The following is a 23,258-nucleotide window of genomic DNA, read 5'->3' as shown; positions in this document are numbered from 1 at the left end:
CCCGGATGGGGCAGGCATGAGGAAACACGCTGATGCTGGATGCGGCACAAACCACTGACGTGCAGGCGGAAACCCTGCTTGAAGTCAACAATATCGAGGTGATCTACAACCATGTGATCCTCGTGCTGAAAGGCGTCAGCCTGACTGTGCCCAAGGGCGGCATCACGGCCTTGCTGGGCGGCAATGGAGCAGGCAAGACGACGACGCTTAAAGCGGTGTCAAACCTGCTGCATTCCGAACGGGGCGAGGTGACCAAAGGTTCCATCAAATATCGCGGAACCAGTGTTCACGAAAGCGATCCGGCCGATCTGGTGCAGAAAGGCGTGATCCAGGTGATGGAGGGTCGCCATTGCTTCGAACACCTGACGGTCGAGGAAAACCTGCTGACCGGTGCCTATACCCGCAAGGATGGCAAGGCCGCGATTCAGCAGGACCTTGAGCTGGTCTACACATATTTCCCCCGCCTCAAGGAACGCCGCCGAAGCCAGGCCGGTTATACCTCGGGTGGCGAGCAGCAGATGGTTGCGATGGGACGGGCGCTGATGTCCCGGCCCGAGACAATCCTGCTGGACGAACCGTCGATGGGACTGGCGCCGCAGCTGGTCGAAGAGATTTTCGGCATTGTGAAGGATCTGAACGAGAAAGAAGGCGTGTCCTTCCTGCTGGCCGAACAGAACACCAATGTCGCGCTTAGGTTTGCGCATTACGGATACATTCTGGAATCGGGTCGCGTCGTGATGGACGGCCCCGCCGCAGAATTGCGCGAAAACCCGGACGTAAAGGAATTCTATCTCGGCATGTCGGATGAAGGCCGCAAGAGCTTTCGGGACGTGCGCTCTTATCGCCGCCGCAAGCGGTGGCTATGAGCGGATGGAGGATTTGGCGATGACTTACTTCGATGCACTCGAAACCCGCTCGGCCGATCAACGTTTGTCTGATCAGACCCAGGCATTGCGCGCGCAATTGCAGCGGGCGAAATCGGCACCGGGATTTGCGGCTCATTTCGCGGATGCGGATGTCGACGCGGTTGCCTCGATCGAGGATCTGGCGAAACTGCCGGTTTTGCGGAAGTCCGACCTGACACAGGGGCAGGCCGCACGTGCGCCATTTGGTGGGTTTACGGTGAAACCGGCGCGGCATTTCCACCATGTGTTTCAATCGCCGGGTCCGATTTACGAACCGGGCAGCACGGATCACGACTGGTGGCGCATGGGGCGGTTTCTGCACGCCGCCGGAGTCGGGCCCGGAGACATCGTGCAGAACTGTTTTGGGTATCATCTGACACCAGCCGGAATGATCTTTGAAAACGGCGCGCGGGCCGTCGGCGCTGCCGTGTTGCCAGCAGGCACCGGCCAGACCGAGCTTCAGGTCACTGCTGCCCGTGATATCGGATGCACCGCATATGCGGGAACGCCCGATTACCTGAAAGTGATCCTGGATAAGGCTGACGAGATGGGCGTTTCGCTGAATTTCTCGAAGGCGGTTGTGGGCGGGGGTGCGCTGTTTCCCTCATTGCGGCAGGACTATGCCGACCGGGGTATTTCCTGCCTGCAATGCTATGCCACGGCGGATTTGGGCAACATCGCCTATGAAAGTGCCGCGATGGAAGGGATGATCATCGACGAATATGTCATCGTCGAGATCGTCACCCCCGGCACCGGAATTCCGGTTGCACCCGGCGAGGTTGGTGAGGTTGTGGTCACGACCTTCAACCCGGATTACCCGCTGATCCGCTTTGCCACCGGTGACTTGTCGGCCATGATGCCGGGCCAGTCCCCTTGCGGGCGGACAAATACCCGCATCAAGGGCTGGATGGGCCGCGCCGATCAGACCACCAAGATCAAGGGCATGTTCGTGCGTCCGGAACAGGTTGCGGCGCTGGTGGACAAGCATGAGGAGATCGTCAAGGCGCGCGTGATTGCAGCCCGGCAGGGCGAGATGGACATGATGACGGTTCAGATCGAAAGCCCCTGCGAAAACGACGCGGCCTATGCCAAATCGGTCGTCGAGGTCCTGAAGCTGAAGGGCGCGGTCGAGGTGGTGGCACCCGGCTCGCTTCCCAAGGATGGGCTGGTGATCGAGGATCAGCGCGTCTACGAATGACGCATCGGAACAGTCTGCGGCAGTAAGTGCCGCAGAATTGTTGCCCCGCCTACTGGCTTTTCCGAGCGTTTTGGTCAATGAAAGACCAAACCTGCGCATTTGCCACTCGTTAGCCGGGACAATGGCCGAAATAGAGTATTCAGAACACGGATCCCGCAACCGCGGCGTATTGGGCACCAGGCTTGTTGGCGGGGTCGCTCTTTTTGTGGCTGCGGCCTGTCTGCTGCCGATGGTGGCGGTTGTTCTGGCGGCCGCAACCGGTGGTACGGCCACGATCTCGCATCTGATGTCCACGGTTCTGCCCGGATACGCGCTGACCACGGCGGTTCTGGTGGTCCTGGTTTCGGCGGGGACCTTTTCGATCGGTGTCGGTGCCGCGTGGCTTGTGACCATGACACGCTTTCCCGGTGTGCGACTTCTCGAGATCGCTCTGGTTCTGCCCCTGGCCTTTCCGGCCTATGTTCTGGCTTATGCATACACCTTCATTCTGGATCACCCCGGCATTGTTCAAACCAACCTGCGGCAGATAACGGGCTGGGGGCCGCGCGACTACTGGTTCCCCGAAATCCGCTCGACCGAAGGGGCGGCGGTCATGCTGATCCTGGTACTGTATCCCTACGTCTATCTGCTGGCGCGCGCGGCGTTCATACAGCAAAGCGGTTCAGCCTTTTTGGCGGCCCGGGCGTTGGGCAACAGCCCGTGGATGGCATTCTGGCGCGTGTCCCTGCCGATGGCGCGCCCGGCGATTGCGGGCGGTGTTCTGCTGGCAGTGATGGAGACCATCGCCGATTTTGGAACAGTCGCCTATTTCGGCGTTCAGACTTTTGCCACCGGGATCTATACAAGCTGGTTTTCCATAGGCGACCGCGCCGCTGCCGCTCAGCTGGCCCTGTGCCTGCTTGGGTTCGCGCTGCTGATGGCCGTGGCCGAACGGACCCAGCGCGGCAAAGCCAAATACTATCAGGCCGGTAAAAGCCACGCCGCGCTGCCAACAGCACATTTGAAAGGCTGGCAGTCGGTCGGGGCATTTGTCCTGTGCATCATACCGGTTGTCCTGGGTTTCCTTCTGCCGGTGATCATATTGGTGCAGATGGGGATGACCTCCGAACAGAACCTTCTGTCGCGGCGCTATATCGGGTTCATCCAGAACTCGCTGACTTTGGCCGGTATAGCCGCAGTGGTGACCGTGTTCGCCGCCATTTGCGTGGGCTTTTATCAGCGCCTGAGACCGGGGCGCGTCTCGTCAGCGGCGGCTTATCTGGCGCGGCTGGGATACGCGGTTCCGGGCGGTGTCATTGCGGTCGGTCTGATCGTGCCTTTTGCCGGGTTCGACAACACGCTGGACGCGTGGATGCGCAAGACCTTCGATATTTCGACCGGGTTGCTAATCACCGGTTCGATCTGGTTGCTGGTCGCGGCGTATATGGTGCGGTTTCTGGCCGCCGCGCTCAGCGCCTATGAAGGCGGACAAAGCACGGTTCACGCAAATATGGATGCCGCGTCGCGGTCTTTGGGCCAGACGCCGCTGGCGACGCTGCGGCGGGTGCACCTGCCGATTCTGACGCCATCGCTGCTGACTGCGCTGCTGATCGTGTTTGTCGATGTCATGAAGGAACTGCCCGCGACGCTGATCATGCGGCCCTTCAACTTCGACACGCTGGCAGTGCAGGCTTACAGATTGGCGTCTGATGAGCGGCTGGAAGGGGCTGCCGTACCCTCGCTTGTGATACTGGCTGTTGGATTGTTGCCGGTTATCCTGATCTGCCGGCAGGTTGGCCGCAGGTAACAGGTTCAAGGCAAAATGAACCAGCGTGTCTGCCTCGGGGTTGATTAAAATAGAATTTCCGGCAAGGCTGAGAGTATGAAAATGCAGCCACCCAGCGGGTTTTCTGCCAGCCCGGCTCAGATGCCAGTCGCTTTTGACCGGCGCGAGATGACCCAGATCCTGTCTGTTTATGGCCGAATGGTCGCCGCCGGAGAATGGCGCGACTATGGCATTTCAAACCTACGGGATACGGCAGTTTTTTCGATCTTCCGACGCACGGCCGAGCATCCGATTTATCGGGTGGAAAAACACCCCCGCCTTCGTCAGCGGCAAGGAATGTACTCGGTCATTGGCATGGACGGTCGAATTCTGAAACGCGGCCATGACCTGCGCACCGTGTTGCGCGTGCTTGAGCGGAAGCTGATCCGGGCGGTTGACCTGGATTAGAGCCTTTTATGTGACGTAACCGGCCCGTCGCCTTGTTCCCGGATACGGGCAATGGCCCGATCCATCGGTTCATATACGACCGCCATATCGTGGGCGTTGGCGTGCAGCAGCATGTTGTTGCCGCTGACCCAGGCCACATGTCCTTTCCAGAATAACAGATCGCCCCGTTTTGCGGGTGCATCCTGCGGCACCAGGTGTCCCAACGCCCTTTCCTGATCGCCACTGTCACCGGGGCAGGCAATGCCACAGGCCAGCAACCCGGCCTGAACAAGCCCCGAGCAATCCAGGCCAAACCGGCTGTTGCCACCCCAAAGATAGGGCGTGCCCAAAAACAGTTCGGCTACGGCAACCGGGTCATTCACTGTGTCGGAAATTGTGGTGGCGTGGGTGGACGGAATGAACCCCAGCTCGGTTTCAAAAAACCCGTTTTGCTTGGAAAGAGCCTGAACCTTGCTGCCAAAACTCAGCGATGCCCGATCCGCGCTTTTGATGTCCGCCCACACATAGGTATGAGTCGACGGGGCCGTGATCCAGTGGGTCGGTGACGCCTCGGGCCCCAAACGGTCTGTCGCAACCCAGCCCTGATATCCGTCCTTGTCCGAAGTGACGCGGCTCCACCCTTCCCGGTTTTCACGGACCTCAACCGTATCACCAAACAGCAATTGACGGTCGCGCGGTCCGTCCGGTTGGCGCAGAAGGTCGACAACCGGTTCGATGACTCGAAGACGGCTCATAGGTCCAACAACTCCGGCAACGCGGCCAGCAAGGCCTGAGGGCCTTGTCCAAGGCCACCTTTGCTGCGTCCCGGCTCCTTGGCGCGTTGCCATGAATAGACGTCAAAATGCATGTAGCGACTTTGGCCTGCAAAGCGTCGCAGAAACAAGGCCGCAGTGATCGAACCTGCGAACCCGCCCGATGGGGCATTGTCCAGATCTGCTATGCCGGGTTCGATCAAGGCTTCATAAGGTTCGTGGAACGGCATCCTCCAGACGGGATCCGCCGCTAACCGCGCCGCGCCGGTCAGGATTTCCGCCGCGCCATCGTCATCGGTGTAGAATGGAGCCAGATCCGCTCCGACCGCAACGCGCGCCGCGCCGGTGAGCGTGGCCATCGAGATCAGCAGATCCGGCTGCCCCTCATCTGCCAGTGTCAGGGCATCGGCCAGAACCAGCCGCCCCTCTGCATCGGTGTTGTTGATCTCGACGGTAAACCCCTTGCGTGAGGTCAGGATGTCGCCGGGACGGAATGCACTACCCGAAACCGCGTTTTCCACGGCAGGGATCAAGACCCGAAGCTGTAGCGGAAGGTTCAGGGACATGATCATGCGGGCCAGACCCAGCACATTGGCCGCCCCGCCCATATCCTTTTTCATCAGTCCCATCGCCGCCGCCGGTTTCAGATCCAGCCCACCGGTATCGAAACAGACGCCTTTACCCACCAGCGTCAGTTTGGGGCCGCTGGTGCCCCAGTTCACTTCGATCAGCCGAGGTTCCTGCGCGGCGGCACGACCGACAGCGTGGATCATTGGAAAGTTGTTTTCCAGCAGAGCGTTGCCTGCGATCACGTTGCAAGAGGCCCCGAATTCCTGCGCGAGCGTTTCCGCGGCGGCCTGCAACTGATCCGGCCCCATGTCGGACGCGGGCGTATTGACAAGATCTCGGATCAGCGCCTCGGCGGTGGCGATCGCTTCAATCCGCGCGCTGTTCAACCCGTCGGGTGCAACCAACCTGGCACCAACAGGAGACTGGCTGGCGTAGCGATCAAAAGTGTATCCGGTCAAAAGCCAGCCAAGGCTTTCTGTGTCCAGCGCATCCTCGGGAACACCTGACGCAATGCGGTAGTTGCCTTGGGGCAACGCTTCGGCCGCGGCCGCCAGAGGAAAACGTTTGCGCGCCCGCGTGGCGCCCGTTCCGTATCCCGCAACTGCGCAGCCCGGCACACCATCAGTGTCCGGTATCAACAGGGCCTGTCCCAAAGCACCGGTGAAACCGTTGACGGCAATCCATGATTGCACTTTCGCGCTCTGGTTTTTAAGCCAGTCCTCCAGCCGGGATTGTTCGATCACATGAAGCGGCAAGGACGGTTCAGAGGCAGGTGCAAAGGACAGGGTCATAGGGTTCTCGGCTGGCTCGGTTCGCGCCCAGACTAGCCACCGGACGCGCGCCTGCAACCCCCGTCAAACGGAAAGATCCTGCTGATCCCAAATTGCCGTCAGCGACCGCTCGCCCACACGGATCAGACGGCACAGCGTCGCCCCCGAGGCCACGGCGTCCCCGGCATCGACTGTCCTGGCTACATCACTTGCCACATGGGCCAGCGCCGTCATTCCGATCTGATCGGCAATCGCCACCAGTGATCTGGCGCATTTGCGCAGATCGGCCCAGTTGCGTTGCCGCCAGAAACGTTCGCAGTTCGAAAGCCGCACGGCCAGTTCTTCAACGGTTCGGCACATGACATCCAGCGCGTTCTTGTCACCAAGTTGACGGCACAAGCCGCCAATGCGATCCGGATCCAGCCGCACGGATTCCGTGTGCTCCAGCGTGATTACATTATCCACCACGTTCACCCCTATGTTCATGCCCCCACGGCACGGGCTGAGAATGCGCCCCATAATCTTTGCAAAACCTTGCAATGGGTCGGGAAAGTTCTTCGAATTTATGTTGAATTCCGTTTGCGTGGCGCGGCAAAGTCAAGCTGGCGCGGCTCTGGTCCAATCTGGCGCCGCCGGTTTTTAACATGAGATTATTCTGCTTGGAGTCGGAGACAGCCATGCGATGGATAAAACGAATTCTTCTGATTTTACTTGTATTGATACTGGTTCTGGTGGGCGCGTCCTATCTGCTGCCCGGTAAGGCCGAAGTCTCGCGAAGCGTCACCATCAACGCACCGGCTGCTGCCATCTTTCCTTTTGTGAACTCGATGCAGGCGACCGAGAAATGGTCGCCATGGCTGTCGCGCGATCCGGAAACCAAACTGGCCTACAGCGGCCCAGAAGCCGGCGTCGGGAATACCCTGAACTGGAGCTCTGAGCATCCTCAGGTCGGATCGGGATCACAAGAAATCATCGAAAGCGTTGAAAACCAGTTCGTCAGAACCGCGCTGGATTTCGGATCCATGGGGACGGCAAGTGCGTCGTTTATTCTGCAGCCCGAAGGCGATCAGACCGAGATTTCGTGGGGCTTTGAAAGTGATCTTGGTATGAACCCCATGTCGCGCTGGATGGGGCTCATGATGGATGAATGGGTCGGCGGGGATTACGAGCGCGGGCTTTCCAACCTCAAAGAACTGGTCGAATCCGGCCAGTAAGGCAAAAACAGGCTCTAAAAAGCTGAAAATATGAGTTCTCAGGGCAGGCTGATGCGGGCCCTGATTCCCATATGGTCGGATCCCATGAACGGGCGCAGTTCCGCCGTGCCCGTCGTGCCATTGGGCACCAAAAGATTGTCGATCGGCATCGGCATCATCCAGTTGCCAAGAATGTGCGTGTTCATAACTGCGCCAAACACGTGATTGCCGGCAGCCATACCGATACGGCGCACGCTGCTGCCCCAATGGGCCATGTTGAAGTCCCCGGCGATCAGAACAGGGCCGTCCAGTTGTTCGATTTGGTGGGCGATCTTTTTGCTCTGTTCGAACTGGCCATAAGGGTAGGGCCAGTTGAGGTGAACGGAGACAACCCAAACCGGCTGACCACCCGGACCGATGACCTGAAGACCCACCAGTCCAAGCCCCTGTAGGCAAAATTCTGAATCCTCAACAATGGCCAGTCTGGTCAGTATCGCAACGTTCTGCTCGGGCCTGAACTCACATATTGCCGATGTCGGGTAATTCCCGAACAGGTTTTCCATATATTGCCTGTTGTGGCTGGAAACTTCCTGAAGTGTCACGATGTCCGCGTCCGACGAGAGAATGTCATCGGCAAGGGAATACCGGGGCCATGCCACAGACATCAGGTTCTTTTGATACAAGGTCACACAAGGATCATCGCATTCGTCTGATACAGGTACGAGCCCGGCGGCAACAGACCCCACCGCAATCACTGCGAAAACAAGGGAGGCCAACGCGAAACCCCTGGCACGCACGGCCATGAGGATCGCGGCAAAGACGATCAGCAGCACGCCAATCTGGGGTCTCATCAGGGCGACCGAGTCACCGGGTGCAAAATACCGTCCGGTGAATCCAAAGATCACCAAACCCATGAGAAGCGTTGCACAACCCAGAATAGCGGATCGGGCAAACCTGTTGTTGTTCAGGAAACGCACGTTCTGCCTCAATCGAAATGCTCAGGGCAAACACTGTGCATTTTGTGGTGTATACGTCCAGTTGAAACTGGTGTGAGGGTCTCGAACGTCCGGCCTATCACCGGGCCGGGGCCGAGAAAAAAGGGCCACTTCATGTGAAGCGGCCCCTTCGTACATTCGGATGGGAAGAATTCAGCCCTTTTTCAGAACCTCACGGCCCAGCAGCTCGGCAATCTGAACGGCGTTCAGGGCCGCACCCTTGCGCAGGTTGTCCGACACACACCACAGGTTCAGGCCGTTTTCGACGGTCGAGTCCTGACGGATACGGCTGATGAAAGTGGCGAAATCACCAACGCATTCAATGGGCGAGACGTAGCCACCCGCCTCACGCTTGTCGATCACCATGATGCCGGGTGCCTCGCGCAGGATGTCGCGGGCTTCGTCTTCATCGAGGAATTCCTCGAACTCGATGTTCACGGCCTCGGAATGGCCGACAAAGACCGGAACACGAACGCAAGTGGCCGTTACCTTGATCGACGGATCGACGATCTTCTTGGTTTCGACAACCATCTTCCACTCTTCCTTGGTCGAGCCGTCTTCCATGAAGACGTCGATCTGCGGAATGACGTTGAAAGCGATCTGCTTCTGGAACTTCTTCGGCTCAACCTCGTTGATCGGGTTGTACACGGCCTTGGTCTGATCCCACAGCTCGTCCATGCCTTCCTTGCCTGCGCCCGAAACCGACTGATAGGTCGACACGACAACGCGCTTGATCTTGGCGCGGTCATGCAGCGGTTTAAGCGCGACAACCATCTGCGCGGTCGAGCAGTTGGGGTTGGCGATGATGTTCTTGTTCTTGTAGTCGTGGATCGCCTGCGGGTTGCATTCCGGCACGATCAGCGGAATGTCAGGGTCATAGCGATACAGCGACGAGTTATCGATCACCACGCAGCCGGCAGCCGCGGCTTTGGGCGCATAGTCCTTGGTCGCCGCCGAACCCACGGCAAACAGCGCGATGTCCCAACCGCTGAAATCGAATGTATCCAGATCCTTGGTCGTCAGTGTCTTGTCGCCAAAGCTGACCTCGGTGCCCAGCGAACGGCGGCTTGCCAGCGCGGCAAGTTCGTCCACGGGGAACTGGCGTTCAGCCAGGATGTTCAGCATTTCGCGGCCCACATTGCCTGTGGCGCCGACGACAACGACGCGATAGCCCATATCATGTCTCCTGAAGTCTAAGGACGCGCGTTCATAGCCGCGTTGCGGCGAAGAAAAAAGACTAATCGAAGCGAATTTCGGCGCGGAACACCAATTTGACACCGTTGCGGCGGGTCAATGCTCCTCCAACAAGGATCGATAGACCCGAACGATGGCTTCCGCCTCGCCCTCGATTCGAAAATTCTGTTCGACATGGGCCCGTGCAGCCTGCCCGGCCTGCGCCAGCTTTTTGCGGTCATCCAACATGTCCTGCAACGCGCCCGCGAGCGCCTTTGCATTGTCTTTCTCGACCAGACGGCCGGTCACACCATCTTTGATCTGCGCGCTGAATGCGCCAACACCGTGACAGGCGATGGCAGGCACACCCGACGCCATCGCCTCGAGCGGGGTCAGGCCGAAGCCTTCGTGCCGTGCCGGGGCCACGAACAGGTCCAGCGCGCGATAGGTTTCCACGATCTCTTCCCACGGACGCTCGCCCAGAAAATGCACCCGGTCCGCCAACCCGGCGGCCTTGAGCTTTTTTTCCTGTTCCTGCTGAAAGCCTTCGAACTCTTTGGTGGCCCGGCCGGTGAAGATAATCTGCGCGTCGGGGTGGGACGGCAGAACCTCGATTGCGGCGTCCACCAGAAGGTCCACGCCCTTTTGCGGGCGGATACGGCCAAAACAGCCGATCAGAACGCCATCGGGCAGACCGAGCTTCTGGCGCAGGGCTTGCTTGGATTGTGCGGGATGAAACAGGTCCGTGTTCACCCCGTGCATGATGACAGTTGCGGGGTGTTTCAGAAACGAAGCCGCCTGCGGCGTTGTCGCGATCAGCGCATCCATCTTCGAGATCAGCCACTTGGTAAACCCCGAATGATCGCGCTGCGCGGCCGAAGTGAAGAGCAGGCGGAAATTGCGCCGGAACAGATGTTTCAGCACCAGTCCTGCCAGCATCTCGGTGTTGCGCCGGGCATGCCAGACCCGTTGTACCCGGTTTGACAGAAACGGAACCTTCCAAAGCCGGATGTGCGGCAGATCGTCGGGCAGTCCGGGTCCCGTCGCGCGAATTTCGATCATGTCGCGTTGGATCGGTAAAAGCCGAATGATCGTTGTGGTCACGCCTGACAGGCTGTGTTTCAGGTTGGGCGCGATGACCTCGATTTCCCGCACTGTGATCTCCTGTTCAGGGTTGATTGGCATCAGTCTATGCTGTCGCGGCTGAATAGGTAAATCAGGCACCCAATCGCAACTGTTATGGCAAAGAACCCGAAAATGGCCGTATAGGGCGCAGCGGGCCCCGCGCCTTCTGTAGCGGCATGAAGCCGCCCGGTGGCAAACTGCGCCACACCAACGCCGCCAATTCCAAACAGGTTCAGTAGGGTGACGCCCCGGCCGACTAGATGCGGGGGGATGAAGGCACGGCCATGCGCCATGATCACGGGAAATGTGGCGCCGGTAAATCCGATCAGGGCCAGCAGGATGACGGACACCCAGACCGCGTCGGCGACCCAGATACACAACAGGATCAGGGACACAGCGCTGAGCGCGTTGCCGCCGAAGATCACCCATTTGCGCGTGCCAAGAATGCGGTCAAGCGGGCCATAGACAAAGGTTCCCGCAATCATCGCTGCGCCCATTACCAGGGTTGCCTGCCCGATTTGCGCGGTGCCCAGGCCAAAGACGTCCTGCAGGTACGGCCCGGCCCACAATCCTCGCAGCGCCCCGGAAGGCGCATAGGCCACCAGCATCAACGGAAGTATCGTCCAGAGCGCTGGTTCCCTGAGCAGATCCAGCAACGATCCTTTCTGTTCTGTTTCGATCTTATGCGGATCGTGGACCGTCAGCCAGATTCCAATCGCCACAAAGCCCGAGATCGCCGCCAGTCCGGCCAGCGTTGCGCGCCAGCCCATCAGTTCGACCGCCAGTGCCGTCGGGTACGAGGCCACCAGGTTACCGACGGAACCGACACCCAGCATGACGGCGGCCAGTGTGGCAAAACGGGCGGGAGGAAACTCGCGCGCGAAGATATAGTACGAGGCCATCAGCACCGGAGAACACCCGATGCCGATCAGGGCCATCGCGATACTGATATGCAACGGCGCAGTTGCCATCGCAAAAACAGCAGCCCCTCCTGCACCGCCGATCAGCAGCAACAAGGAAGCGGTCAGGCGGGGTCCGATCCGGTCAAGCGCCCAGCCGACCGGAATCTGCATCAGGGCGAATATGAAGAACCACAGGCCCGAGGCAAAGGCCAGGTCCTCGGGCGTGGCCCCCAGGTCCCGGCCCAGATCCACGCTGAGCACAGCCAGAAAAGCGCGAAAAAACTGGCTGAGCACATAGGCCAGACACAAAACCACCAATCCTGCCTGCATGATCTGCCCTCAACCTGAATACGGGCCATGCTTGGCATGTCGTGCCATCATGCACAAGCGCGTGTGCTATGCTGAATTTGGCGGACAGACATCACAATCGGGCTATTGTTCAAATCAGGAACCGACACAAGGCACCAACGCTGAGGGGACAATGAAAGACGTTCATTCCGATTTCTATGAATCCCTGCCGCTGTTGAGGGACTTTACCGAACTTGCAAAGCCTGCGCGATTTACACCAGTACCGGATGACTGGGTCGTCGGGGTTGCGGATATCGTCGATTCGACCGGTGAAATCGCGCGGGGCCGGTACAAAACCGTGAATATGGTCGGTGCGGCGGTGATTTCGGGCATGATCAACGCATTAGGCGGCAAGCTGTTTCCCTATATCTTTGGCGGCGACGGCGCGGGTTTCGCCGTCCCGGCCGGCGCAGCGGATACAGCCTGCGCCAGCCTGTCCGCTTTGCAGCGTTGGGCGTATGAAGAGTTTTCGGTTTCCCTGCGCGGCGCCGTGGTGCCGGTTGCGGATATCCGGAATGCGGGGCGGGATGTGCGCGTTGCCCGCTATGCGCCATCTTCGGGCGTGGACTACGCGATGTTCTCGGGCGGTGGGCTGGCCTGGGCCGAGACGCAGATGAAGTCGGGGCAATACGCCGTTCCCGATACGTCACCTGGCGCGCAACCGGATCTGACGGGCTTGTCCTGCCGGTGGTCCAACAGCCCGGCGAAACATGGCCAGATCGTATCGCTGGTTGTGCAACCGACCGCGACCGCGACAGAAATCGATTTTGCCGATCTGGCGCAGTCGGTGCTGTCCGTGTCCGAGGCGCTGGATCGCGCGGGCCACCCGGTGCCGGTCAACGGGCCGCCAATCTCGTGGCCGCCGCCGGGTATTGCGATCAACGCGCGTGTCATGCGCGCCGGCGGCAACATTCTTTGGCACACCGTGAAGATGTTGGGTGAAAACCTGCTCATCTTTCTGCTGTTTCTGTCCGGTAGGCGACTGGGCAGTTTCGAGCCCGAACATTACAAAGAAATGGTCAGCAAAAATGCGGATTTCCGCAAATTCGACGACGGCCTCAAGATGACGCTGGATTGCGACCAGGCCACGCTGGCACGCATCCGGCAGATGCTGGAACGGGCGCGCCAGCAGGGCAAGATCCGCTATGGCATCCATGCTCAGGACGAGGCGATGATGACCTGTTTTGTGCCCTCTGCCGTTCGCGATGATCACGTGCATTTTGTTGACGGTGCATCCGGCGGTTACGCCCAGGCCGCCGCCGGGATGAGGGCTTAGTCTCTAAGGAGTCAGGCCACGGGCAATGTCCGTTATGACGTCATAGGCCATCATCACGTCCTGTTCCGTGGTTTCGAATTGTCCGGCCTGGAACCGGATGACCAGATCGCCATCCACACGTGTTTGTGTCAGATAAATCCGTCCGTCATCATTGATGGCGTTGACCAGCCGCAAATTCAGACCATCCGGGTCGGCGCAGCCTTCGGGCATGTACCGAAATGACCAGAGTGACCACATGGGCGCCGTCGTGATCTGAAAATCCGGTTCCGACGCAAGTTTGTCATGCAGCGCTTTGGACCAGTTGACGTGATTTCGCATCCGCTGGCGCAGGCCTTCCAGCCCGTAGGTGCGTATCACGAACCACAGTTTCAGCGCGCGGAAGCGACGCCCCAATGGAACGGACCATTCCGAGTAATTGACGATCCCGTCTTTACCATGTGTTTTCAGGTATTCCGGACTGATAGCCAGCGTCTGGACCAGATCTTCGGGGTTCTTCAGGAAATGCGCGCAGCAGTCGAACTGTACCCCCAGCCATTTGTGGGGGTTGAAGACGATGCTGTCAGCCTGTTCGATCCCGGGCCAGTAGTGCCGGTACTCGGGGCAGATCATGGCCGACCCGGCCCAGGCTGCATCGACATGGGAATAGAGGTCGTATTCGGCGGCGATTTCTAAGCAACGATCCACAGGATCGGTTGCCCCGACGCCGGTTCCGCCGACGCACAAAATGACGCCCGCAGGCTGTAAACCAGAGTCTAAATCTGCCTGAATGGCCGCTTCCAGCGCGTCGGGGTCCATTCCGCGCCAGTCGCCCTTGATGGGAACACGCACAAGGTTGTCTTCGCCAATTCCGGCAACCCAGATGGCCCTGTCGATTGAGGTGTGAACCTCGGATGAACAATAGATGCGCAGGGGTTTCTGCGCGAACAGCCCCTGTTTGTTGCCCTGCCAGGCCAGTGCCTTTTCCCGCATCGTCAAAACGGCGGCCAGCGTCGCCGACGAGGCCGAGTCCTGAATCACTCCGGCGAAACCGTCCGGCAGATCCAAAGCCTGCCGCAACCAATCCATCATCCGGGTTTCCATCTCGGTTGCAGCGGGCGAGGTTTGCCACAACATGCATTGTGGCGCGATGGCGCTGGCCAGAAACTCACCCAGAACCGACGGGGCCGAGGCGTTCGAGTTGAAATAGGCAAAGAACCGGGGGTGCTGCCAATGGGTGATGCCGGGCATTACGATCTGCTCAAAATCCCGGAAGATGTCTTCCATGGGCTGGGCGGTTTCGGGCGGTTCAGACGGTAACGCATTCAAGACCTCACCCGGTTCGCACCGTGCCCGGACGGGCCTGTCGCCAACGGTTTCGTGGTAGTTCTGCGTCCAGTCAGCGACTTTTCGGCCCCATTCCGCGAATTCGTTCCACTGCATGCTGTTCCCCGTGTTTCCGTCTGATCCGGGATGTCCCGGGTGGTTGAATATCCGGGGCAGTGAGAGTTATCCGGAGCGAAAGGTCAATGCTTCTAAGAAACCCGAAGTCTTGAATGTCAGGTCAAAACGTTGCGCATCCCGGTCGCCAACGTCTTGCCAGTGATTGGAAGACACCTAAGATGCCCGGCGATGTTTCAAACTGGGGGCTGTCATGCAGGACAAGCTGTTTTCTCTTCCCGACCCTGTTGCGATACCGGTTGTCGGCGAGCAGGCCGAATATCCGGTGGGCCGGATTTTTTGCGTCGGGCGGAACTATGCGGCCCATGCGGCTGAAATGGGAAATACAGTGGACCGCGAGGCGCCGTTCTATTTCACCAAGTCCGCACCAAACGCCATCCTGACCGGAGCGACCGTGCCATATCCGCCGGGTACCGAAAACTATCATCACGAAATGGAGCTGGCGATTGCAATCGGTAAGCCGGTGTTCCGCGTCAGTCGCGAGCAGGCTTTGGGCGCGGTGTTTGCCTATGGCTGCGCGCTGGACATGACCCGCCGCGATCTGCAAATCCGTGAACGGAACAAACAGCGCCCGTGGGATCTGGGCAAGGATCTGGAAAACGGTGCCGTTTTTGCGCCGCTGACCCGGTCGGAGAGCTGGTCGCCGGACAAAGACAAGCGCATTCATCTGAGCGTCAACGGTGAAGTCCGGCAGGATGCGACCCTAGATGAGCTGATCTGGAAAATTGATGAGATCGTGAGCCATCTTTCAAATTACTATCACCTTCGTCCGGGCGATCTGATCATGACAGGCACCCCGGCCGGTGTTGGTGCGGTCCAGGCCGGTGATGTGATTGATGGCGGAATTGACGGTCTTGAACCGATCCACCTGACCCTGTCAAAGGCTGAATAGAGCCTATTTAGGGTCTTTCAGCCAGCCGTCGGCAAGCTCAACACGATCAAGGCCGGCAAACCTGCGCACCCGGTCCAGCTCGGCCTCCAGACGCCGGGTGCGCGCCTCTGACCAGCGCAACTTTCGCTCGGGCCAGACGGATTGTACCCGCAATTCGCCGCAATCCCTGTGGGCCTTCATGTCGATCCGGCCGATCAGCCGATCACCTTCGAGCAGGGGAAAGACATAATAGCCGTAGGTTCTTTTGGGCGCGGGCACAAACACTTCGATCCTGTAGTGAAACCCGAACAGGCGTTCGGCACGGTTTCGATCCCGCAGCATCGGGTCAAACGGGCTGAGCACGCGAATCCTGCCCGGTGGCGCGGGCAGTTCACGGGCCTCTTCAACCAAGCCCGGGCGGGAAAGCACTTTCCTTGTACGGCCATCCGCGCAGCTGATTTCGATTTCTTCAATCTCGCCGCTTTTTTGGGCTGCGGCGCACCAGTCTTTCGCCTCGGCCGCGCTGACCGTATCCCAAAACGCAGCCAGTTCGCCCGATGTTGCAAACCCCAACCTGTCGAGGGCGGCGTTGCACAGCCAGTCCACCGTTTTTTCGGCGTCGCATGGTGCATGACCGGGGCACAGATGAGTTTCGATCACCCGTTCGGTTAGGTCGTAGCGTTTCTGAAAGCCGTCCCGGCCAATGACGGTCAGCGCGCCCGAGCGCCACAAGAACTCCAGCGCGGTTTTGGACGGGTGCCAGTCCCACCAGCCGCCCGATCCTTTCTTTTCGTCCTTTCCCACATCGGACGAGGATACCGGACCGTGATCGCGGATGTGCAGCAGAACCGAGGCGAACTGTTGTTCAAATCCATCCCGCCGCCAATTCTTCCAGCGGGCTTTCAACAAATCGGCGTCGCGCTGAAAGCGCAGGTGCCAATGCCGGTAGAACTCCATCGGAATGACGGCGGCGTCATGTGTCCAATGCTCGAACAGCGCCCTGTCCCGTTCATACAGGCGCTTCAGATGTGTGCTGCGATAGGTGGACCTGCGCGAAAACAGGATCATGTCATGGGCGCGGGCCACGGTGTTGATACTGTCCAGCTGAACAAAACCAAGCCGTCGGATCAGGTCCAGAAGATCCGCGCCCTTTGCGCTGCCCGACGGGGTTTCGGACAACAAGTGACGATCCATGAACACCGCACGGGCTGTCCGGTTGTCCAGTTTCGGCAATGCCAAGACTCTAACGCCGCTTCAGTGTGTCGCCGTAGCTGATCTTTGGCGTCAGGGTTACGCGGGTTTCAATCTCGGCTTCCGGGTCGGCTAGCTGTGCGGCGATGATCCCTGCGGCCTGACGGCCAATTTCCAGCCGGCAGGCATCCATGGTTGCCAGTTTGCGGGGCAGACCTTGCAGCAGTTCGACATTGTTGAACCCCGCCAGCCCGATTTGACCAGGGATGTCTATCCCCTGATCCAGCAGGTACAACAGTCCGCCAGCGCCGATCATATCATTGGAATAATACAGAAAATCCAGTTCCGGCGACCGTTCCAGCATCGCCTGCGTCATCTCGCGCCCCTTGGCCAGTGCCGACCCGCCCGAGTAGAACTCGCGATCCTCGATCTCGATCCCGTGTTTGCCCAGAACTTCGGTAAAGCCTTCGAAACGTTTGCGCGCGCGGTGGTCCAAAGGCATCTTGGTCCCCATGAAACCGATATGCTGGTATCCGGCCTTCAGAATGGCCTGCGCCATTTCGCGACCGGCACGGCGGTGCGAAATGCCGACCATCGCATCCACGGGTTTGCCGTCGGTGTCCATGATTTCGACCACCGGAATGCCCGCGGAATCCAGCATTGCCCGGGCCGCTTCCGTGTGTTCCAGCCCTGCGATGATCACGCCCGAAGGCCGCCACGAGAGCATCTCGTAAAGGACCTTTTCCTCTTTTTCCGGCAAATAATCGGTTACGCCGACCACTGGCTGCAATTCGGTGTCTTCCAGAACCTGATTGATGCCGGTCAGGACCTCGGGGAAGACCATGTTGGACAGTGAGGGGATGATGACCGCGACCAGATTGACCCGGCTGGATGCTAGCGCGCCCGCAATCTTGTTGGGCACGTATCCCAGCTCTTTCGCGGCGGCCAGAACCCGTGTTCGGGTCGCATCCGAAACATCACCCCGATTGCGCAGGACCCTGCTGACCGTCATTTCGGATACCCCCGACGCTTCCGAGACATCGCGAAGGGTAAGCGGGCGTTTTGTTTCTGTGGTCACGAGGCACCTGCACTGTTGTTTTGCCCGATGGTAGCGTGAACACGGCGACAAATACAACAACTCTGCTTCGGCGTCGAACGCTGGGCCGGTCGGACCTTTTGTGCATCGGAGCGACCCTACATATTTGCGGCGAGTTCAATTTTACACGCGAGTCAACGCCCGCAGTTTCAGGCCTAAAAATCTCAAGTCCGCGAACTGAACCGACGACTATTGAACGCGGAAAGAGATCTAGGAAAATACACACACTCGCGGTGGCGCATACCAAACCGCGTAGCAAGCGCGAACATGCAATTCCTGATTTCGCAAATGGCGCATGCAACGCCGCAATCAATTGTTGACCGTGTCTTACATATTCTGGCATGAACGCGCCATGTTCGGTTCCGGGGACATCCTCGGAAGCAATAGGGAATGCAGTGCGGCACATTTCGCCAACTCTGCAACTGCCCCCGCAACTGTAGGCGGCGAGCGCGGCTGATAATGCCACTGGGGTATCCCGGGAAGGTTAGTTTAGCGCTTTGACCCGCAAGTCAGGAGACCTGCCGAACATGCGCCCTTGGAAGGGGCGTTCATCATCGGCGACGGGGTGTGCGCCGGATCTGTTTGCCCGACAAGGCAGATGGCTTCGCGTTCCCCATCGTCAAAGTAAATTTGCGCCGGGGATGGCGCGACGTGAGAAGGACTCGATTTGTGAAAAAACTGCTGGTGGCTGCCACGGCTGCTTTGGCGATGCCTGCATTGGCGCAGGCCCATTTCCTGCTGGAATATACCGACGACACGATGATCGAACGCCCCGGTGACGTTCCGGTCAAACTGGTTTTCTGGCACCCGTTTGAAGCCGGTCACGTGATGACCCTGGAAAAACCGGAAGAATTCTTTGTAATCCACAACGGTGAAAAAACCGATCTGATGGATACGCTGGAAGAAACCACTTTTGAAGGACCGGACAACATTGCCAAAGCGTTCCTGGGTTCAGTGCCGGTGAAACGCTCGGGTGACTATGTGGTGGTTACAGTTCCTGCGCCTTACTACGAAGAATCCGAGGATATCTATATCCAGCAGATCACCAAGGCTTACCTCAACCGAAACGAACTGCCGACCGACTGGGATCAGCCGCAGGGGCTGGCCACCGAGATTCTGCCGCTGAACAAGCCTTACAACATCATCGCCGGGTCAACCTTTACCGGTCGCGTTTTGAGCGAGGGACAGCCCGTCGCCGGCGCAGAAATCGAAATCGAGTACATCGCCGCAGCACCGGACATGACCGGCACCGGCGCGAAGGGCGCCACCGTGTCCCCATTGCCGGGCGGCGCGTTGGTCGCGATTTCGGATGACAACGGATATTTCACTTTTGGTGTGCCAAAAGCCGGGTACTGGGGCTTCGCCGCTTTGGGCGTGGGTCCGGAAACCGAGCATGAAGGCAAAGAGCTGAGCCAGGATGCGGTCATCTGGATCCGCGCCTGGGATCTGGAGTAAGCCTGAATGCACATCGTCGACGGAGCCCTTTCCAACCCTGTCGTGATCGGCGGTGCGGTCGCCGCGGCTGGCGGGATCGCATTGGGCCTGAAATCGCTGGATCTGGATCGCATTCCCACGGCGGGCGTGTTGTCGGCCAGCTTTTTTGTCGCCTCGCTGATCCATGTGCCGATTGGCCCGTCGTCTGTGCATTTGATTCTGAACGGTCTGGCCGGGCTTCTGCTCGGCTGGGCCGCCTTTCCGGCCCTTTTTGTCGGCTTGCTGCTGCAGGCCGTGTTCTTTGGTTTCGGCGGATTGACCGTGCTGGGGATCAACACGGTGAATATCGCTCTTCCGGCGGTGTTGACCTGGATGATCTTTGGTCGCCTGATCGCACGTGGCTCACCTGTTCATGGGGCGATCTGGGGCGGCATCGGCGGCGCGTTTTCGATCGCGGCCACGACGGCTTTTGTCGCGGTCTCGCTGGCGCTGTCCGGCGATGAGTTCCTGCCCGCTGCCAAGCTTGTCTTTTTCGCCCACATTCCCGTCATGGCTATCGAGGCCGTGCTGACAGGTTTTGCCGTTCTTCTGGCCCGCAAGGTCAAACCGGAACTTTTTGTAAAGGTTGCGTCCACATGAAACAGTTGATCCTTGTTTGTACGCTTGCTCTCGCCCCGCTCCCGGCTCTTGCGCACAAGGTTATTGCAGGCGTATTTCCGGCAGGCGACGCAATCGAAGGCGAGCTGGGGTTTTCCAATGGCGATATGGCCGCAGACCAGGAAGTCATCGTCTATGGCCCCGATGGCTCTGAACTGGGTCGCACAGTAACCGATACGGACGGTTTCTTTCTCTACAGCCCGACCAGAGCTGTGGCTCATACATTCAAGGCAGATCTGGGTGCAGGGCACGTCGCCGAAGTTGCCATGCCGGCCGACGAAGTGGCCGAAATCATGGGGGTCGAAGCCGAGCTTTTTGAAACAGCCACGCCGGTCGCATCTGCGAATGGCGCGGCAGCGGTGACTGTGGCTTCGCTCTCGGATGAGGAACGCGCCGCCATCGCCAAAGCGGTGCGCGACGAAACCCGCCCACTGCGGCGCGAGATCGCCGCCTACCGCGAGCACAATGATCTGCAGAACATCTTGGGTGGTATTGGCTATATCATTGGTCTGTTCGGCATCGGCTTTTACCTGGCCGCGCGTAAAAAGATGGCCACCTGATGGCACATGCGCTGGAACCACAGGCCAAAACACTGGCCGAGGCAGGCAAAGCCGCCCATTTCGGGATGATCGGAGACTACGATCCCCGTATGCGCATCGTGCTGGCCTGCATCTTTGCCATCGTCACGGTTGCCCTCAACAGCATTCCGGCGCTGATCGGCGCTTTGTCCGTCTCGCTTGGGTTACTGGTGATGTCACGCTTGCCAGTCGGTCGGACCCTCAAGCGTATGGCCATGATGGACAGCTTCATCATCTTCATGCTGGTGCTGCTGCCATTCTCAATGCCCGGCGACGCGATGTTCACGGTTTTTGGCTTTCCGGCCAGTTGGCAGGGCCTTTGGAAAGCTGTCGAGATTGCACTGACGGCCAACGCGGTCATCCTTGCGCTGATGGTTCTGGTCGGAACGATGGAGCCCGTGACGCTGGGACACGCTTTGCACAAGCTGCGCTGCCCCGAGGTGCTAGTGCACCTTTTGATGTTCACCATCCGCTACATCGAGGTGTTGCGGGAAGAATACCTGCGCCTGCGCGCTGCGATGAAGATCCGCGGATTTCGCCCCGGCACAAACTGGCACACCTACCGAAGCTTCGGGTATCTGGTCGGCATGATGCTGGTGCGCGCGATCGAACGGTCCGAGCGGATTCTGGCGGCGATGAAATGCCGGGGCTTTTCCGGGCGTCTTTTGTTGCTGCAGGACTTTAACATGACACGACGCGATCACATGTTCGCCGCGATGCTGTGCACCGTTTGCCTTGGCCTGCTGTTCCTGGATTATCTATGACGATCCTCAAGCTTGAAGACATTTGTTTTGCGTACCCTGGCCAGCCACCAGTGCTGGACGGCGCTTCGCTGCAGCTTGAACCGGGGCAGCGCCTCTCGATTGCGGGCCCGAATGGCGCGGGAAAATCTACCCTGTTTCGTATTGCCCTTGGCCTGCAAACACCAAGCGCCGGGCGCGTGACCGTCCTGGGAAAGGAAAGGCGCGTCGAGGCGGATTTTCACGAAGTCCGCCGCCAGGTCGGGCTGGTTTTTCAGGATCCTGATGATCAGCTGTTTTGTCCGACAGTGGCGGAAGACATCGCATTTGGTCCTCTCAACCTCGGGCGCAGCAAGCCCGAGGCGCTGGCCATCGTCGACAGGGTGCTTTCCGATCTGGATCTGTTAAGTCTGCGTGATCGCATTACGCACAAGCTCTCTGGTGGAGAGAAGCGGCTTGTGACCCTTGCAACCGTTTTGGCGATGGAGCCGGAGGCGCTGCTTTTGGATGAGCCTACCAATGCGCTTGACGCCAAAAATGAAGCGCGACTTCTGGAAATTCTGCGAAGTCTGCCGCAGGCTATACTGCTGGTAAGCCACGCACCATCGTTTCGCGCGGCATTGGCACCAGACACGTTGGAACTGCGAAACGGGCGGATTGTCAGCCCAAGTGAATGACCTGTTCGCACGAGCTATGCGAATGTCCGCGACAGAGCGCCGTCGTCAGGAAGCCTGCGCGTGCAAGCGGTATGACCCGGGGGTCCGGCTGGTCCACTTTCGAAAGGCGCGGTGAAAATTCGCCGGAGCCGAAAACCCGGTGTCAAAGGCGATCTGTTCAATACTGAGCGTACTTTGCTGAAGCGCGCGGATGGCAATGTCGCGGCGCAGTGCATCCTTGATGTCCTGAAAAGAAGTCCCTTCTTCTTTCAAACGCCTGTTCAAGGTCCGCGGCGTCATTTTCAGGGCACGCGCTGCATCAGTTAGCTGGCAGGTTTGCCATGTTGCGCCGTAGAGAAACGCGCGGACGCGAAGGCTGTTTGTATGCGCGCGCGAACCGGTAAAGATCCAGTCCAGCGGCGCACGTTCAAGGAACACGGATGCCTCAGCCGAACTGCGGGTTATCGGGCGGGTGAACAGACGCGGGTCGAAAAGGATACTTGTCTGCCGAGCGTCAAACTCGACCGCGCATGGGAAGACGACGGCGTAGTCGGCGGCAAATTCCGGGCGGGCAAAGGCAAAGCGAACGGCTTTTACCGGTGTTTCCGTCCCGCCAAGCCAGGACAAAAGCCCATGCGCCAGTTTCAGGATCAGCATGTGGCCGAAACGCTGCGGGCGGGTGTCGTCCGAATATGGGACCAACGCCAGTTCCACCGCGTCGGATTTGCTGTGCAAGTCCAGGTGGAAGTCATCCAGAAGCAGGTTCCAAAATGTCGAGAAACGATAAAGTGCCGAGGCCAGGCTGCTCGCTTCGCGCTGTACAGTCACCAGATGCTGCAGGGCGCGGGGCCGGATCGGACGGCTCCAGAGGCCCATCATTTCGTCCCCGGTTTCGGGCGCGGCAAGCTGATAAAGCCGGGCGATTTCATTCAGTGTGACGCGTTGAGAAGGTGCCATCTGGTTGGCCTGCAGGCCCGAACGCTCTAACAGCGATGTCATCTCAGCCGGGGTGCAACGGGACTTCAGCGCATCCAGCCAATCCTGGATAAATCCCGCCGATACAGTCGTCAGAGATATGGGGTCATGGCTGGTCATCTGAACCTCAGGTTGGCGTAATCGGATACCATTTTGTCAAGAAATGAGCTTATCGGCAAACCATTGGGCGGGTAGATGACGCGA

Annotated in this window: 23 protein-coding genes and 1 riboswitch; of the genes, 12 read left to right on the top strand and 11 right to left on the bottom strand. The window is 59.1% G+C overall.

What is annotated here, in order from left to right:
- Nucleotides 1-32: 32 nt before the first annotated feature.
- The 4 genes from ACR3EQ_RS14035 to ACR3EQ_RS14020 all read left to right on the top strand — a co-directional run bounded on the left by ACR3EQ_RS14035 (nucleotide 33) and on the right by ACR3EQ_RS14020 (nucleotide 4,315).
- Nucleotides 33-866 (top strand): ABC transporter ATP-binding protein, encoded by an 834-nt coding sequence (locus tag ACR3EQ_RS14035; protein WP_170612639.1) that lies wholly within the window; start codon nucleotides 33-35, stop codon nucleotides 864-866.
- Between the two features lie 19 nt (nucleotides 867-885).
- Nucleotides 886-2,103 (top strand): phenylacetate--CoA ligase family protein, encoded by a 1,218-nt coding sequence (locus ACR3EQ_RS14030; protein ID WP_170680234.1) that lies wholly within the window; start codon nucleotides 886-888, stop codon nucleotides 2,101-2,103.
- A gap of 121 nt (nucleotides 2,104-2,224) precedes the next feature.
- Entirely contained in the window at nucleotides 2,225-3,889 is a 1,665-nt protein-coding gene (locus ACR3EQ_RS14025; protein ID WP_170612635.1) for an ABC transporter permease, read from the top strand.
- A gap of 75 nt (nucleotides 3,890-3,964) precedes the next feature.
- Nucleotides 3,965-4,315 carry a DUF2794 domain-containing protein gene (locus tag ACR3EQ_RS14020; protein WP_170612633.1) on the top strand — a complete coding sequence of 117 codons (351 nt, stop codon included), beginning with the start codon at nucleotides 3,965-3,967 and terminating at the stop codon, nucleotides 4,313-4,315.
- On the opposite strand, the gene ACR3EQ_RS14015 is transcribed toward ACR3EQ_RS14020, so the two are convergent.
- The 3 genes from ACR3EQ_RS14015 to ACR3EQ_RS14005 form a co-directional block, all read right to left on the bottom strand.
- Nucleotides 4,312-5,049, bottom strand: a complete 738-nt coding sequence (locus tag ACR3EQ_RS14015) for a C40 family peptidase (protein ID WP_170612631.1) — start codon at nucleotides 5,047-5,049, stop codon at nucleotides 4,312-4,314. The genes ACR3EQ_RS14020 and ACR3EQ_RS14015 overlap by 4 nt on opposite strands.
- Complete coding sequence (locus ACR3EQ_RS14010) at nucleotides 5,046-6,428, bottom strand: leucyl aminopeptidase family protein (RefSeq protein WP_480490968.1); 1,383 nt, start codon at nucleotides 6,426-6,428, stop codon at nucleotides 5,046-5,048. The genes ACR3EQ_RS14015 and ACR3EQ_RS14010 overlap by 4 nt, the downstream gene beginning before the upstream one ends.
- Before the next feature lie 63 nt (nucleotides 6,429-6,491).
- Entirely contained in the window at nucleotides 6,492-6,881 is a 390-nt protein-coding gene (locus tag ACR3EQ_RS14005; protein ID WP_170613141.1) for a hypothetical protein, read from the bottom strand.
- A gap of 203 nt (nucleotides 6,882-7,084) precedes the next feature.
- Here ACR3EQ_RS14005 and ACR3EQ_RS14000 point away from each other — a divergent pair, with 203 nt between their 5' ends.
- Nucleotides 7,085-7,621 (top strand): SRPBCC family protein, encoded by a 537-nt coding sequence (locus tag ACR3EQ_RS14000; RefSeq protein WP_480490966.1) that lies wholly within the window; start codon nucleotides 7,085-7,087, stop codon nucleotides 7,619-7,621.
- Between the two features lie 38 nt (nucleotides 7,622-7,659).
- Here the strand turns inward: ACR3EQ_RS14000 and ACR3EQ_RS13995 are convergent, their stop codons facing one another.
- The 4 genes from ACR3EQ_RS13995 to ACR3EQ_RS13980 all read right to left on the bottom strand — a co-directional run bounded on the left by ACR3EQ_RS13995 (nucleotide 7,660) and on the right by ACR3EQ_RS13980 (nucleotide 12,125).
- Complete coding sequence (locus ACR3EQ_RS13995; protein WP_480490965.1) at nucleotides 7,660-8,577, bottom strand: endonuclease/exonuclease/phosphatase family protein; 918 nt, start codon at nucleotides 8,575-8,577, stop codon at nucleotides 7,660-7,662.
- A gap of 171 nt (nucleotides 8,578-8,748) precedes the next feature.
- Nucleotides 8,749-9,771 carry an aspartate-semialdehyde dehydrogenase gene (locus ACR3EQ_RS13990; protein ID WP_170612623.1) on the bottom strand — a complete coding sequence of 341 codons (1,023 nt, stop codon included), beginning with the start codon at nucleotides 9,769-9,771 and terminating at the stop codon, nucleotides 8,749-8,751.
- 114 nt (nucleotides 9,772-9,885) lie between these two features.
- Nucleotides 9,886-10,953 (bottom strand): glycosyltransferase family 4 protein, encoded by a 1,068-nt coding sequence (locus tag ACR3EQ_RS13985; RefSeq protein WP_480490962.1) that lies wholly within the window; start codon nucleotides 10,951-10,953, stop codon nucleotides 9,886-9,888.
- On the bottom strand, nucleotides 10,953-12,125 hold the full coding sequence (locus ACR3EQ_RS13980) for an MFS transporter (RefSeq protein ID WP_170612619.1): 1,173 nt from the start codon (nucleotides 12,123-12,125) through the stop codon (nucleotides 10,953-10,955). The genes ACR3EQ_RS13985 and ACR3EQ_RS13980 overlap by 1 nt, the downstream gene beginning before the upstream one ends.
- A gap of 151 nt (nucleotides 12,126-12,276) precedes the next feature.
- On the opposite strand from ACR3EQ_RS13980, the gene ACR3EQ_RS13975 reads away from it, so the two are divergent.
- Nucleotides 12,277-13,419 carry a DUF3095 domain-containing protein gene (locus tag ACR3EQ_RS13975; protein WP_170612617.1) on the top strand — a complete coding sequence of 381 codons (1,143 nt, stop codon included), beginning with the start codon at nucleotides 12,277-12,279 and terminating at the stop codon, nucleotides 13,417-13,419.
- Nucleotides 13,420-13,422: 3 nt separating this feature from the next.
- On the opposite strand, the gene ACR3EQ_RS13970 is transcribed toward ACR3EQ_RS13975, so the two are convergent.
- Nucleotides 13,423-14,838, bottom strand: coding sequence for a pyridoxal-dependent decarboxylase (locus ACR3EQ_RS13970; protein WP_170612615.1), 1,416 nt, complete (start codon nucleotides 14,836-14,838; stop codon nucleotides 13,423-13,425).
- A 211-nt stretch (nucleotides 14,839-15,049) separates the two neighbouring features.
- Between ACR3EQ_RS13970 and ACR3EQ_RS13965 the strand changes: the two genes are divergently transcribed.
- Nucleotides 15,050-15,748 (top strand): fumarylacetoacetate hydrolase family protein, encoded by a 699-nt coding sequence (locus ACR3EQ_RS13965; RefSeq protein WP_170612613.1) that lies wholly within the window; start codon nucleotides 15,050-15,052, stop codon nucleotides 15,746-15,748.
- 3 nt (nucleotides 15,749-15,751) lie between these two features.
- Here ACR3EQ_RS13965 and ACR3EQ_RS13960 read toward each other — a convergent pair whose 3' ends face one another.
- Together ACR3EQ_RS13960 and ACR3EQ_RS13955 are read right to left on the bottom strand one after the other, a co-directional pair.
- A complete protein-coding gene (locus ACR3EQ_RS13960) occupies nucleotides 15,752-16,966 on the bottom strand; it encodes a DNA glycosylase AlkZ-like family protein (protein WP_170612611.1) in 1,215 nt (404 codons plus the stop codon).
- 4 nt (nucleotides 16,967-16,970) lie between these two features.
- Nucleotides 16,971-17,996 carry a LacI family DNA-binding transcriptional regulator gene (locus ACR3EQ_RS13955; RefSeq protein WP_170612609.1) on the bottom strand — a complete coding sequence of 342 codons (1,026 nt, stop codon included), beginning with the start codon at nucleotides 17,994-17,996 and terminating at the stop codon, nucleotides 16,971-16,973.
- Nucleotides 17,997-18,354: 358 nt separating this feature from the next.
- Nucleotides 18,355-18,554: riboswitch (cobalamin riboswitch) on the top strand.
- A gap of 129 nt (nucleotides 18,555-18,683) precedes the next feature.
- Here ACR3EQ_RS13955 and ACR3EQ_RS13950 point away from each other — a divergent pair.
- The 5 genes from ACR3EQ_RS13950 to ACR3EQ_RS13930 are packed head-to-tail and all read left to right on the top strand — an operon-like array spanning nucleotide 18,684 to nucleotide 22,100.
- Nucleotides 18,684-19,469 carry a DUF4198 domain-containing protein gene (locus tag ACR3EQ_RS13950; protein WP_170612607.1) on the top strand — a complete coding sequence of 262 codons (786 nt, stop codon included), beginning with the start codon at nucleotides 18,684-18,686 and terminating at the stop codon, nucleotides 19,467-19,469.
- 6 nt (nucleotides 19,470-19,475) lie between these two features.
- Complete coding sequence (gene cbiM, locus ACR3EQ_RS13945) at nucleotides 19,476-20,087, top strand: cobalt transporter CbiM (protein WP_170612605.1); 612 nt, start codon at nucleotides 19,476-19,478, stop codon at nucleotides 20,085-20,087.
- Nucleotides 20,084-20,665, top strand: coding sequence for a cobalt ABC transporter permease (locus ACR3EQ_RS13940; protein ID WP_170612603.1), 582 nt, complete (start codon nucleotides 20,084-20,086; stop codon nucleotides 20,663-20,665). Before cbiM ends, ACR3EQ_RS13940 begins: the two co-directional genes overlap by 4 nt.
- The gene (cbiQ, locus tag ACR3EQ_RS13935) at nucleotides 20,665-21,447 is read left to right on the top strand and encodes a cobalt ECF transporter T component CbiQ (protein ID WP_170612600.1); all 783 of its coding nucleotides are present in this window, start codon (nucleotides 20,665-20,667) and stop codon (nucleotides 21,445-21,447) included. Before ACR3EQ_RS13940 ends, cbiQ begins: the two co-directional genes overlap by 1 nt.
- Nucleotides 21,444-22,100 (top strand): energy-coupling factor ABC transporter ATP-binding protein, encoded by a 657-nt coding sequence (locus tag ACR3EQ_RS13930; protein WP_480490959.1) that lies wholly within the window; start codon nucleotides 21,444-21,446, stop codon nucleotides 22,098-22,100. Before cbiQ ends, ACR3EQ_RS13930 begins: the two co-directional genes overlap by 4 nt.
- 45 nt (nucleotides 22,101-22,145) lie before the next feature.
- Here ACR3EQ_RS13930 and ACR3EQ_RS13925 read toward each other — a convergent pair whose 3' ends face one another.
- Complete coding sequence (locus tag ACR3EQ_RS13925; protein ID WP_480490958.1) at nucleotides 22,146-23,174, bottom strand: AraC family transcriptional regulator; 1,029 nt, start codon at nucleotides 23,172-23,174, stop codon at nucleotides 22,146-22,148.
- Nucleotides 23,175-23,258: the final 84 nt, after the last annotated feature.

This window comes from Ruegeria sp. AN11 (assembly GCF_056536005.1).
Note: the sequence above shows the minus strand (reverse complement) of the source record. Positions and strands in the feature narration are given on the sequence as shown.

Excerpts from the sequence above, each read along its gene's own strand:
- ACR3EQ_RS13980 (WP_170612619.1), bottom strand. The coding sequence starts at position 12,125 with ATGCAGGCAGGATTGGTGGTTTTGTGTCTGGCCTATGTGCTCAGCCAG.
- ACR3EQ_RS13925 (WP_480490958.1), bottom strand. The coding sequence starts at position 23,174 with ATGACCAGCCATGACCCCATATCTCTGACGACTGTATCGGCGGGATTT.
- ACR3EQ_RS14035 (WP_170612639.1), top strand. The coding sequence starts at position 33 with ATGCTGGATGCGGCACAAACCACTGACGTGCAGGCGGAAACCCTGCTT.
- ACR3EQ_RS13930 (WP_480490959.1), top strand. The coding sequence starts at position 21,444 with ATGACGATCCTCAAGCTTGAAGACATTTGTTTTGCGTACCCTGGCCAG.
- ACR3EQ_RS13975 (WP_170612617.1), top strand. The coding sequence starts at position 12,277 with ATGAAAGACGTTCATTCCGATTTCTATGAATCCCTGCCGCTGTTGAGG.
- ACR3EQ_RS14025 (WP_170612635.1), top strand. The coding sequence starts at position 2,225 with ATGGCCGAAATAGAGTATTCAGAACACGGATCCCGCAACCGCGGCGTA.
- ACR3EQ_RS13990 (WP_170612623.1), bottom strand. The coding sequence starts at position 9,771 with ATGGGCTATCGCGTCGTTGTCGTCGGCGCCACAGGCAATGTGGGCCGC.
- ACR3EQ_RS14020 (WP_170612633.1), top strand. The coding sequence starts at position 3,965 with ATGAAAATGCAGCCACCCAGCGGGTTTTCTGCCAGCCCGGCTCAGATG.
- ACR3EQ_RS14030 (WP_170680234.1), top strand. The coding sequence starts at position 886 with ATGACTTACTTCGATGCACTCGAAACCCGCTCGGCCGATCAACGTTTG.
- ACR3EQ_RS14010 (WP_480490968.1), bottom strand. The coding sequence starts at position 6,428 with ATGACCCTGTCCTTTGCACCTGCCTCTGAACCGTCCTTGCCGCTTCAT.
- ACR3EQ_RS13970 (WP_170612615.1), bottom strand. The coding sequence starts at position 14,838 with ATGCAGTGGAACGAATTCGCGGAATGGGGCCGAAAAGTCGCTGACTGG.
- cbiQ (WP_170612600.1), top strand. The coding sequence starts at position 20,665 with ATGGCACATGCGCTGGAACCACAGGCCAAAACACTGGCCGAGGCAGGC.
- cbiM (WP_170612605.1), top strand. The coding sequence starts at position 19,476 with ATGCACATCGTCGACGGAGCCCTTTCCAACCCTGTCGTGATCGGCGGT.
- ACR3EQ_RS13940 (WP_170612603.1), top strand. The coding sequence starts at position 20,084 with ATGAAACAGTTGATCCTTGTTTGTACGCTTGCTCTCGCCCCGCTCCCG.
- ACR3EQ_RS13985 (WP_480490962.1), bottom strand. The coding sequence starts at position 10,953 with ATGCCAATCAACCCTGAACAGGAGATCACAGTGCGGGAAATCGAGGTC.
- ACR3EQ_RS14015 (WP_170612631.1), bottom strand. The coding sequence starts at position 5,049 with ATGAGCCGTCTTCGAGTCATCGAACCGGTTGTCGACCTTCTGCGCCAA.
- ACR3EQ_RS14000 (WP_480490966.1), top strand. The coding sequence starts at position 7,085 with ATGCGATGGATAAAACGAATTCTTCTGATTTTACTTGTATTGATACTG.
- ACR3EQ_RS13965 (WP_170612613.1), top strand. The coding sequence starts at position 15,050 with ATGCAGGACAAGCTGTTTTCTCTTCCCGACCCTGTTGCGATACCGGTT.